The sequence below is a fragment of the Dactylosporangium sp. CA-092794 genome (assembly GCF_050948465.1).
Lineage (GTDB): Bacteria > Actinomycetota > Actinomycetes > Mycobacteriales > Micromonosporaceae > Dactylosporangium.
Window position 1 is genome coordinate 11,379,553 of record NZ_CP192044.1, and the last position, 10,165, is coordinate 11,389,717.

The window sequence follows — 10,165 nt, forward strand, 5'->3', positions numbered from 1 at the left end:
GCCCAACTGCTGCGCGTGCTCGGCCGGCCGGTGCCGCTGTGGTGGGACGGTACCTGTACCCCGCCGTCATCCAGCGCATGCGCGCCCTGGGCGTGCCCAGCGCCGTCACCGTCGTGGACACCGTCACCGCCTGGCCTCTGGCCCGGGCCCGCGCCGCGGCCTCTGTCGCCGCTGATCTGCCCGGCGACTTCCCGCAGGCGTTCGCCCTGCTGGCCGACGACGTGCGCGGCGTGCACCAGGAGGTCCGCCAGCAGCACCGGCGCACCGGCAACGGTGGACCGGGCTGGTACCTGGCCGCTCGCCCGGGCCGCGCCGGAGTAGCCGGTCACCCTGGAGCAGCGCATTCACCTGGCCGCCGACACCCCGTTCGACGCCGACACCGCCGAGCGCGAGCTGCCCGAGCTGCGCCAACAGGAGCAGGACCTGCCGTGACGCGACCCGGCCGAGGACGCCACCGGCTCAGCGATGCACCTGGCCGCGCAGCTGCTGGGCGCGCAGCTGTACCGTCGCGATCGCAACGCGGTGGTATTCCAGGCCCGACCAGCTACCACATCGTGCTCGCCGGGCCGGTCTGCCAGCAGTATGTGGACACGCTGATCCCACTGCCGGCCGAGCAGGTCGACGCGGCCCGGGCCGAGCCTTCCCGCCGGCTCGTGCGGCTCATCACCGAGGACGCCCCCGACGAGACCCTCCACGCCTATGACCTGCTGCGGCGCGACGGCGGTCACCTCGCCGACCTCGTCGCGCTCTTCCACGACCCGGCCGGCCGGCTCGTCGCCGAGCTGCGCCCCGGCACCAGCGGCGGCCCGCCCCGCCTCGCCGTCGAGTGGCCGACCAGCCTGCCCACCGGGTGGACCGACACCACCGTCATCGCCGCCGACCAGGAGCAGTTCGAGGCCGGCGTCTTCGCCCTCACCTCCACCCCCGACGGCGGGTGGCGCGTCGACCCGGTGCCTAACCCAGGCCGCCAGCCCGGCTACACCTGGGGCTACGACGGCACGGGTCCGACCACCCTCTACGGCGCGCTGGCCGCCTGCGCCACCGGCGGCTGGACCGCCAGCCGCGACAAGAACGCGTGGCTGACCCGCCTCGGCCATCTCGGGCTCGAGGACCGCAGCGCCAGCCGGCTGTGGGACGCCATCCGCGCCACCGACGGACCGCTACGGCTGCCTGGCTCCAGCTCGTGCGTTGGGCCGCCCAGGATCGCGCCCGGGTCACCGGCGAGCCGGAGGGCGGCGCTCGGTGAGGCCTCCCCGGGGCGGGTGATGCCGTCGGCATCACCCGCCCCGGGGAACCGGACGCCGGTTCGCGGTGCGCCGGCCAGTCGGAACTGAGAGCGCACCGTGCTGGCGACTCGAGCATTTCGTGCGCGGCGGCCGCCGTGACGACGAAGGCGCCGATCGCGCCCGGCAGGCCCAGTACCGCCCCGGCCGGCGCCGCCGCCACCGCGGCACCGCCGAGGATCACCGCCCACCGCAGCGGCAGCTGGCGTCCGGGCCCTTCCGAGCCGTCGTGCTTGTCTGCACTACTCCCGAGAGTGCATGTTATGCCGGAGCTTGTTGCGTGCGTGCCGGAGGTTGGACCGGACGGTGTCTGGGGAGCTTCCGATCATGTCAGCGATCTCCACCGGGGTGTATCCCTCAAGCTGTAGCCCCATCATGAGGGCTTGCTGGCGTGGTAGCAGGTCGAGCAGCCGGCTGACCTCGCTGTTGACCTCGACTTGCGATAGGTCCCACATGGCGGCTGGATCGGGGAGCGAGTAGAGCTGACCGGCGTCTGAACGATCCAGGAGCGAGCGTTGCTGACGAAGCCAGTCCGCGGTGGCGTTCCGGGCTGCAACGAAGGCGTAGCGCTGTGGGTGGTCGACACCACCGCCGCGTATGTGCTCAATGACGCGCATCATGGTCTCTTGCGCGATGTCTTCTGCAGCGGTCAAGTCGGCGCGCCCGACCAGCATGGCGGCGATGAAGCGGGTCAAGGGTCCGAACGTGTCTTTGTAGAACACCGTGATGTCGCCGTCCCAAACTTGGGCAGGCGCCGGTGGCGCATCCGCGACAGGTGCGCCACCGGCTGTCTTGCGAAGTTCGGACATGCAGCTGGTCAGGAGCGTGAACGAGCTCGGTTGCGAGGCTGCGGCTCGGGCTCCTCGTCGCCGTCCTCGTCCGGGTCGTCGCTGTCGCCGTCCTCGCGGTAGTTCGCGGACCGGATGGGTTCGCCCGGCACGTCGCCGACGTGGATGGCAAACATGCCCCAGACGCTGATCCGCAGCATCGTCACGTAGAGGAGACCGAGAACTCCAGCGATGCTGAGCGCGATGTGAATCTCCGTGCGCAGGTGCTCAGGGATCCCAGCGGCGTGATCATCCTCGACACGCTCGGCCGCGAGCATGGGCTGACCTGGGGCGAGGCGGCCGTGCTGTCCGGCCACGCCCCCGAGTCCGGCGAGAAGACGCGCCGGCGGATCGAATACCTGCGCAAGGAGGCGGCACGCCGCAGCGCGAGGACCGTTCGGAGCCCGCGGTGAACGGCACCGTCCGCACCCGCCGACGGCTGGCCGGCTGGTGCCTGGCGATCGCGGGTCTCGCCCTGCCCGCCACCGTCGCCGTCGCCGTATGGGGCGGCGCGGCAGGCACTGCCGGGGCCCCGGTCATCGGTACCATCGCCCTCGCCGCGCTCGCCGCCGCCCAGGCGTTCCTGCGCGAGGCGCCCCTCAAACCGGCCGGCCAGCGCCGGCGCGGATCCAGCGCCACCGCGGAGCGGCCGCAGACGTCGGTACCCGTCCAATGACTCACGCGACACGTGCGTGTCGTTCGGTGCGTTAGTGCGGACTCCGTGTCACCGTGAACCTCGGCTTTTCGTAGTCGAGGTGTTCCTCGCGGACGTTTCCGGGTCTTCCGGTGCGCTCGCGCGCGGTACCGGACGACCAACCTGGACCGACCAGGGCTCGCCCACCGCGAGGGAGTGTCCGACGTGGAACTCGAGACGGGAGAGTCACGCCAACACCCGGTCAGGCGGCATGTCGCCAAGCCGGGCTACACACCAAAGCACCAGGCACCATCGCGATACACCGGACAGCACCAGCTGCTGCTCCTGCGGATCGGCCTCCAGGTCGCCGGCATCGTCATCGACGTGCTGACACACCACGAGGACCATCATCCTGCGATGGTCCTCGTGCGAATTGCCTGCTCAGCGCTCACGTTCGTGGTGGTTCGTCGACGCTGACCAGTCAGCCGGGGGCTGGGCGCGGCCGCGTCCAGCCCTTGCGGTGTGGCATGTCAGTGTCCGGTCGTCCAACTTCCGGATTCCGACAACGAATCCAAGTTACCGCCTGGCCCGGGAGGATCCCGCCTAAGGGACCCCGGCGTGTTGACCGGGTACACCGGAGCCGGTAGAGGCGAGCGGGTCCGGTGCCGGCGAAAACGACGAGCGTGCGGGCCATGCGTCACCCCGACCGCTCCCCCGCCAAGGTTCGATCGCTCTGCCCGCCCGCGGCCCCGGGATGATGCCCCGTAGAGACGCTTCGGGCGCCGCCCGCATGATCAGGTTCGCGGGCCTGATGACGCGGGCGGCGCCCGGTTGTGATGACACTTCGGGTGATGAGCCCGACATCGGTACCCGCGGGTAGCTTCGACGGCGCCTGCAGGTTCGGGGGGTAGGGAGGCGTGCTGGTGACCCGCCAGCGGGAACGCCTCGTGGGTTCAGCGGGGGTTGCAACGGAACGGGGGTTCTCCGGTTCGGGCCTCCGGTGTGGGATCACCGGCGACCCGTGTCATGCCCCGCCATTCTTAGGGCCCGTACACAAGCCGCGGAACCGGTGCGCCGTTCACAATGCGCCGTTCCGCTCTCGCGGGGGTGTCGACGCCCCCCGCGGGTACATTCAACCTGCCTGTTCAACGGCATTCCACCCGGGCGTTCCTGTACAAGACCGAAATATCGGATATTTCAGTCTATCGATCCGCACACCGCATCCGGAACGGCCCTCACTTCCGCGGGGTAGCCCGACTTGGTACTTGTAGTAACCGAGCAGCCGATGCAGGAGCCACTGGCCCGACCCCGCCAGCCCTCCGTCCGCGAATCGCGTCGGCGCGCTCGTTGCAACGCACGCGGTGTCTCTCCGGAAGCAAAGGACAACGAGTCATGCCCGTTTCCCAGGTGGGCGGCTTTGCCGTGCCCACCTCCCTGGCGGTCCAGATCGCGCTGGGCCTGCTACTGATCATCACCGTGGGGGCCGTGCTCGGCCGCCGCCGGCGCTACCCGGCCACCATCGTGGTTCTGGTCGTCGTGCTCGTCTTCACGCTCGCCCTGACCGCGCTGGGCCTACCGGCCACCGCGGTCACCGCGATCGTGGCCGCGGCCGCGGTCACGTCCGTCCGACTCGGCGCTCGATCGCGCGAGAGCTGAGCCGAGACGCAGCTGGTGCGGCCCCCGCAGCGGGGCCGCACCAGCGCGTCATGGGCGGGACACGATGCCGAAGCAGAAACGACCACCGGCCGACCCGAGTTCCGGGCCGGCCGCGCAGTTCGGCTACGAGCTGCGCCAGCTGCGCCAGGACGCGCAGCTGACCTACGCTGCGCTGGCCCAGCGCAGCTACTACTCCGCAAGCGCCTTGCACCGCGCCGACCAGGGCCACGTGCTGCCCAGCGAGAACCTCACCAGGAGCTACGTGAGGGCCTGCAACGGCGACGTCGAGGCGTGGCTGCTCAAACGCAAGGAGATCGCCGTCGCGGCCGAGGCCGGGAAACCCCCACCCTCACCGCGACCGACCCCGAAGACCCGCGGCCTGGCCGCACCGGACCCGACCGAGGCGACCAGCCCGGTCGAGTACATCGACGCGCTCAAGAGGCTGCGCGAGTGGTCCGGCCTGACCTACCGCGACATGGAGCGCATCGCCGCCGACTACGCCCGGCCGCTGCCCATGTCCACCGTCTGCGCCGCCCTGCGCCGGGGCACCCTGCCCCAGCGGGACCTAGTCGAGAGCATCGTCCGCGCCGTCGGGCTGGCCGAGGCCGACCAGGTGCTCTGGCTCGGCGTGCGGGACGCGATCGCCAACGGCCAACCCGTTCCGCGGGAGCCGACGTGGAGGCGCTGGACCACCGGGAGCCGTCAGCTCGCGCTCACCCGGCCTCGCCTGCCTCCCGAAGACGACGTGGTCGCCATCGAGGACGACGTCGTCCCGGTCGCGCACCTCGTCGACGAGCCGCTGCAACTGGTCAGGGACTGGCACCTCGTCGGCGGCCGATGGCAGTCCACCGACGAACTGCAGGCGGAGCGTAGCCGCGAGCGCTGGGCGGCCCGCGCCTCCCGGGCTTGGGCCGCCGTCACCCGCCGGTGGCGACGCAGCACCTGATCACGGACCGTGCGGGCCCCCGCAGCACTGCGGGGGCCCGCCGGTGGTACAGACCATCCGGCCGCCGCGGCCACCCGGTCATCGTCCGATGATGGTGTGGAAGAGCATGAGCGCGCGGAACCCGTCCGACTTCGGCTCGCTACAGCAGGTCGGCGGGCACATCGCAGACGGCCATGGCGGGCATCGGATCGACCGGGCGGCGGCATCTTGCACCTCAGTAGGGCAACGACAACCGCCCTTGTAACTGGACGTCAGGATTTGACCATGACACGCCGCAATTTTACGGAGAGTGACGAAGCCGGATTACGCTGAGCCGACGTGAGCTACACATACGAAGCGGCATGGGTGCCGTTCACCGTGGACAGGACCATCGAAGCAGCGGCCGAGATCGGAATCGCATGGGCCGAGCGGGTTGCTGCGCGTAACGGTAGACCCGCCGTGCTGGTGTCCGACCAGAAGAACAACACCGTCGGCGTCGACGCGCTCGGTCGCTACGAAGATCGACATTTCACTCTACGCTCGAGCGGCGGCACCACAGCCGGCGCGGTCATCGCGTACCTTCCGTCGCCGCATGCAATGAAGCTCGCCACTCGGCTCGCTCACGGCAACGCCCTCGTTGTCGTGGAGTTACAGATTCCCTGGCGGCTAAAAGGTTGGGCGCGCGCCGCCGGCGCTGTCGACTTGCCCAGCGGCGACCGGGAACTCGGCCTCGATGACGGCCTCAAGAAGCAGCTGGAGACGCTCGAGTTTTACGGCAACAACGGCTACCCGCGCGGCTACGGCCGCGACCACGCACTCCGCGTGCTGCGAGAAATGCAGGCGGAGGGCCAGCTTGGCGACCGCGACATGGTGCTCAGCGCCTTGCTCGTCGGCAAACTGTCATCGGACGGTCTTGAGACGCTGGACAAGCTCATCACCGAGGTCGCAGGGTCCCGGACCTGCACGGCCTGAAGCTCAACCACACCCGGCGCGTACAAACTTCGGCTGCCGGGTGACCAGTGGGCAGTCCAGCGCCCGCGCCTCCTGCAGGGCGCGCCGTGCCCCGAACGTGCCCTGCCACGCCGAGATCTCTATCGCGGCCCGCTCCGTCAACGGCAACACCGTGATCGACCGCGACCACAGGATGGAGTCCCACCCCGACGCCTCCACCGTGGTGCCGGCCTCGACGATCGCCAGGGCAGGAAAGCCGAGCTGGCCGAGGGTCCTGGTCGGCGGCACGCCACAACGCCCACACGGGCGGGTGGGCGTCGAAGCGGGCGGCGAGGGCAGTGGCATCGAAGACCAGCACGGGCGCCCGAGGCAGAGAGTGCCCCGCGCCCGCCATGCCCCTTTTCCGCCATTTCTTCTTTGCGTTGGCACGATACCGTGGTGCGCATGGTGGAGTCTGAGGTCGGCCGTCAATGCTGGATACGGGCTACCAGAAACGGTAGGTCGCTGAACGTTGAACGTCTTATCTGAGCCGAATTGGATAATCACCGCCTGTGTTGGCGCGGTTCTCGGTGCTCTGATTGTGCCCCTGTCGCGCGTCGTTGCCTATCCGCTTCGCGGTCATCGTCACCTTATGAAGGGTCGCTGGTACTCCTATCATCATACCTTTATCGACGGAAAGCCGGAACTTCGTTGTGGTTACTTCATAATCTCACCTGGGGTTCGACATAGGTGGATGGTCCTTAGGCGGAGTCACCGGGAAAATGTAAAGGACATCGACACTCCGCCCACAGAGTCTGCCGTCTACGGCGGGTACCTGTTCGATGAAATCGACCATCATGTTATAATTCTCCACTCGCAAGCTGGTAGAGAAACGTCGATGTGGAGATTTGTTCGGCGCGTACAGGCGAAGATCACATCGTCGTCGGGCTCCGATTGTCCTACGACTATGATGGGAACCCAAATGCTAGCGCTGTGCTGCTGAGCAGGGATTGGCTCGACTCCTCGGCTAGCCGCGAGATCCTTGATAGGTGGTCCGTGGCGGACTCACTCACATTGAAGATCCGGAAAGAGCCCAGCCCAGCATCCAAGGTGAATTGAAGTTATCCCAACGCGAGCATATTTCCCCTTGAGGGTCGCCGAGTGGTCGCAACAGTACAAGCGATGTCCCTGTCAGGCGGACTAGCTTGGCGGGGTCAAATTTGGTGGGCTGATGCCACATGCCATCGTGATAAATCCGGCGGCCCCTAAGGATCGCTAGGGCGAGTCAAGTAGAACGAGAACTGCTGAGAATCTTCGTCGCGCGCTTGAGCGGTGAACTACGCGGTTTCTTCCGGGATGCCGTCGAGTCCCCGATTGTCCAGCACAGAGCGAAGATTTTTGCTGCTGCGCAAGGTGTATGGGTTCTCGGCGCCCAGCAGCCGGCTCCGCGCTTTGAAGACCACCCGGTGCTCAGCTTCAGCCTCCTCGAGTCGGCCCTGGGCAGCTAGCACAGTGCCGAGGTTGCTGCGACTGCTCAGGGTGTCGGGGTGGTCGGCGCCCAGGATCTGGGTCTGTGTCTCCATCACGATCCGGTATTCGACTTCGGCCTCGTCGAGTCGGCCTTGGGCGCCTAGCACGGCGCCGTGGTTGCTGCGACTGCTCAGGGTGTCGGGATGGTTGGCGCCCAGGATCTGGGTCTGTCTCTCTACCACGATCCGGTATTCGACTTCGGCCTCGTCGAGTCGGCCCTGCACATGTAGCGCGGCGGCGAGGTTGCCGCGGTTGTTGAGGGTATCGGGATGCTGGTCACCCAACAGCTGGGTCAGTCCGCGGAGACCTTCTCGATATTCGACTTCGGCCTCGCCGAACCGGCCCTGCTCGTGCAAAGCGGTAGCGAGGTTGTTGCGACTGCTCAGGGTTTCGGGATGTCCGGGACCCAGTATCCGGGTCCGTGCCTCCAGGATCGCCCGATGCTCGGCTTCGGCCGCACCGAAGTTGCCCTGCGCTCCCAACACGGTAGCCAGGTTGCTGCGACTGCTCAGGGTTTCGGGGTGTTCTTGCCCTAGCATCCGGGCCTGTGCCTCGAGGACGACCCCAAGCTCGGCTTCGGCCTCTCCGTAGCGGCCTTGCCTATAGAGTACGATAGCAAGTTTGCTGCGGCTGCGTATGGTCTCGTGATGGTCACGGCCCAAGAGCCGGGCTTGTACCGTCAGGACCACCCGATACTCGGTATCGGCCTCATCGAACCGACCCTGTGCGTCCAGCAAGTTGGCGAGGTTGCTGCGGCTGTCCAGGGTTTCGACATCTTCGGGTCCTAGCAGCCGAGTTCGCGCCTCCAAGACCACTCGATGCCCAGTTTCGGCCTCATCGAACCGGCCCAGCGCACCCAGCACGTTGGCAAGGTCGCTGCGGCTGCCCAGGGTGCTGGAGTGCTCGGAGCCCAGCAGCCGAGTCCGTGCATGAAGCAGTGCTTCGTATTCATACTCGGCTTCGCCGAAGCGGCCCTGTCTGTAAAGCAACGCGGCAAGGTTGTCGCGGACACCGAGGGCGTCGACGGAATCTGGATCAACCGCCGGATGCGTCAGGTACAGCCGCATCAAGGTCACGGTCGTGGCCCCCAGCAGGTGGCGTCGGGCGTGACCAGGGATCCGTTCGTACAGGTCGAGTGCCTGCGCCGCCGTGAGCGGCTGCGGCCTTTGGCCAGTGAGGCAGGCTGCAACCAGTGTGTCCAATGGTCCGGCGAGCCGACTCGCGACTGCGATTGCGGTGGTGATCATGAAGTACGGATCGTGGCGAAGTAGCGCGGTGATCGCTGCTAGCGCTCGCTCGGTATGCCGCGCAGCCCTGGCCAGCGTGGACAGAGCGCGCTCTGCGCGGACCTGATCGCTGCGGGTCGCCTCCACGACCGCCACAGCCAAAGCGGGCGTGCTGGCCACCAAGTCGGCCGCGTAGCGCTCCACCATTACCGCCGGGAGGTGCGGGGCCAGCCAGTCCGACTCGCGCTGCCGGTACTGCGCGCGCAGCCAGTCCGCCAATCGCCCCGCATCCTCGCTCGAGACCGCCGCTGGCAGCCGCGACAGCAACTGCCGAGCGCTGGACGGATCCGAGGCTCCGACTAGCGCGGCCAACACCACCGCCTCCCCGAACACCGCCTGTGGAAGTCGGTGCAGACCAGCCCGGCTGGCCATGTCGAGCCACCGCTCCCGCTCCGCCGCGAACACGGATAGCGCCACACCATCGGCGCTTACCTCGCCGCGGGCCGCGGTATGCGCGGCCCACGCGGCGCCTGCATGCAGCAGTGCCACCGACGGCGGTGGCAGTACCGGCGTCCATACCGCCTCGGGCACCGCTACGCCTTCTGCGGTGAAGAACCGCATCGCCCTGGTGAACATTTGCTGCTGCGACCGGCCGGCTGCCCCAACCAGCGGCGGCACCGTTACCTGTGCTTGGAACGGCAGGGCGGCGACTACCTCGGGCGGCAGCTCATCCCGCAGACGTGGCCACCACACGTCGTCGACCCGTCCGGCCACCACCAGCCGAAGGCCCGGCGCGCCGGCTCGCGCCCAGGCAATCAACGTGTCGGCGACATCGGAGCGTGTGTCCGCGTCGTCCAGCACCAATACTCTTGCGTCCCCGAGGGCCACGGCCGCCTCGACCGCCTCGACGCCCCGCCCCGGCCGACCCCAACCCCACACGGCCTCGCTCCGCCCGGCTGCCTCCACCAAGAGGCGCGTCTTTCCCGAGCCGGGTGCGCCATCGACGTACAGCACCGCCTCCACGACATCGCTGCGGCCTTCCACCCACCGAACCACCTGCGATACCGCTGGCTGGTGCGACACGCTGTACGGCACCAGCGCCCGGCCAGCCCACAGCAACCCAACTACGCCGTCGTCGCCGGACGCACCGCCAG

11 protein-coding genes are annotated in these 10,165 nt (G+C 68.3%); 6 read left to right on the forward strand and 5 right to left on the reverse strand.

Annotation, left to right across the window (positions count from 1 at the left end):
* Positions 1-554 precede the first annotated feature (554 nt).
* Positions 555-1,334, forward strand: a complete 780-nt coding sequence (locus ACQPXD_RS49205) for a hypothetical protein (protein WP_432830924.1) — start codon at positions 555-557, stop codon at positions 1,332-1,334.
* 191 nt (positions 1,335-1,525) lie between these two features.
* Here the strand turns inward: ACQPXD_RS49205 and ACQPXD_RS49210 are convergent, their stop codons facing one another.
* Both ACQPXD_RS49210 and ACQPXD_RS49215 read right to left on the reverse strand, forming a co-directional pair.
* On the reverse strand, positions 1,526-2,092 hold the full coding sequence (locus tag ACQPXD_RS49210; protein WP_432830926.1) for an RNA polymerase sigma factor: 567 nt from the start codon (positions 2,090-2,092) through the stop codon (positions 1,526-1,528).
* A gap of 8 nt (positions 2,093-2,100) precedes the next feature.
* Entirely contained in the window at positions 2,101-2,388 is a 288-nt protein-coding gene (locus ACQPXD_RS49215) for a hypothetical protein (protein ID WP_432830928.1), read from the reverse strand.
* Here ACQPXD_RS49215 and ACQPXD_RS49220 point away from each other — a divergent pair.
* Together ACQPXD_RS49220 and ACQPXD_RS49225 are read left to right on the forward strand one after the other, a co-directional pair.
* Positions 2,356-2,523, forward strand: coding sequence for a hypothetical protein (locus ACQPXD_RS49220; protein ID WP_432830930.1), 168 nt, complete (start codon positions 2,356-2,358; stop codon positions 2,521-2,523). The two genes, ACQPXD_RS49215 and ACQPXD_RS49220, sit on opposite strands and share 33 nt — an antisense overlap.
* Positions 2,520-2,786 (forward strand): hypothetical protein, encoded by a 267-nt coding sequence (locus ACQPXD_RS49225; RefSeq protein ID WP_432830932.1) that lies wholly within the window; start codon positions 2,520-2,522, stop codon positions 2,784-2,786. Before ACQPXD_RS49220 ends, ACQPXD_RS49225 begins: the two co-directional genes overlap by 4 nt.
* Positions 2,787-2,990: 204 nt before the next feature.
* On the opposite strand, the gene ACQPXD_RS49230 is transcribed toward ACQPXD_RS49225, so the two are convergent.
* Complete coding sequence (locus ACQPXD_RS49230) at positions 2,991-3,155, reverse strand: hypothetical protein (protein ID WP_432830934.1); 165 nt, start codon at positions 3,153-3,155, stop codon at positions 2,991-2,993.
* 981 nt (positions 3,156-4,136) lie between these two features.
* On the opposite strand from ACQPXD_RS49230, the gene ACQPXD_RS49235 reads away from it, so the two are divergent.
* The 3 genes from ACQPXD_RS49235 to ACQPXD_RS49245 all read left to right on the forward strand — a co-directional run bounded on the left by ACQPXD_RS49235 (position 4,137) and on the right by ACQPXD_RS49245 (position 6,297).
* Entirely contained in the window at positions 4,137-4,400 is a 264-nt protein-coding gene (locus tag ACQPXD_RS49235) for a hypothetical protein (protein ID WP_432830936.1), read from the forward strand.
* 64 nt (positions 4,401-4,464) lie between these two features.
* Complete coding sequence (locus tag ACQPXD_RS49240; protein ID WP_432830938.1) at positions 4,465-5,346, forward strand: helix-turn-helix domain-containing protein; 882 nt, start codon at positions 4,465-4,467, stop codon at positions 5,344-5,346.
* Positions 5,347-5,664: 318 nt separating this feature from the next.
* Positions 5,665-6,297 (forward strand): hypothetical protein, encoded by a 633-nt coding sequence (locus ACQPXD_RS49245; RefSeq protein ID WP_432830940.1) that lies wholly within the window; start codon positions 5,665-5,667, stop codon positions 6,295-6,297.
* A gap of 3 nt (positions 6,298-6,300) precedes the next feature.
* On the opposite strand, the gene ACQPXD_RS49250 is transcribed toward ACQPXD_RS49245, so the two are convergent.
* Together ACQPXD_RS49250 and ACQPXD_RS49255 are read right to left on the reverse strand one after the other, a co-directional pair.
* Positions 6,301-6,564 carry a hypothetical protein gene (locus ACQPXD_RS49250; protein WP_432830942.1) on the reverse strand — a complete coding sequence of 88 codons (264 nt, stop codon included), beginning with the start codon at positions 6,562-6,564 and terminating at the stop codon, positions 6,301-6,303.
* Between the two features lie 1,028 nt (positions 6,565-7,592).
* Positions 7,593-10,055 carry a tetratricopeptide repeat protein gene (locus tag ACQPXD_RS49255; protein ID WP_432830944.1) on the reverse strand — a complete coding sequence of 821 codons (2,463 nt, stop codon included), beginning with the start codon at positions 10,053-10,055 and terminating at the stop codon, positions 7,593-7,595.
* Between the last annotated feature and the right edge of the window lie 110 nt (positions 10,056-10,165).

Excerpts from the sequence above, each read along its gene's own strand:
- ACQPXD_RS49235 (WP_432830936.1), top strand. The coding sequence starts at position 4,137 with ATGCCCGTTTCCCAGGTGGGCGGCTTTGCCGTGCCCACCTCCCTGGCG.
- ACQPXD_RS49215 (WP_432830928.1), bottom strand. The coding sequence starts at position 2,388 with ATGCTCGCGGCCGAGCGTGTCGAGGATGATCACGCCGCTGGGATCCCT.
- ACQPXD_RS49240 (WP_432830938.1), top strand. The coding sequence starts at position 4,465 with ATGCCGAAGCAGAAACGACCACCGGCCGACCCGAGTTCCGGGCCGGCC.
- ACQPXD_RS49230 (WP_432830934.1), bottom strand. The coding sequence starts at position 3,155 with ATGATGGTCCTCGTGGTGTGTCAGCACGTCGATGACGATGCCGGCGAC.
- ACQPXD_RS49210 (WP_432830926.1), bottom strand. The coding sequence starts at position 2,092 with ATGTCCGAACTTCGCAAGACAGCCGGTGGCGCACCTGTCGCGGATGCG.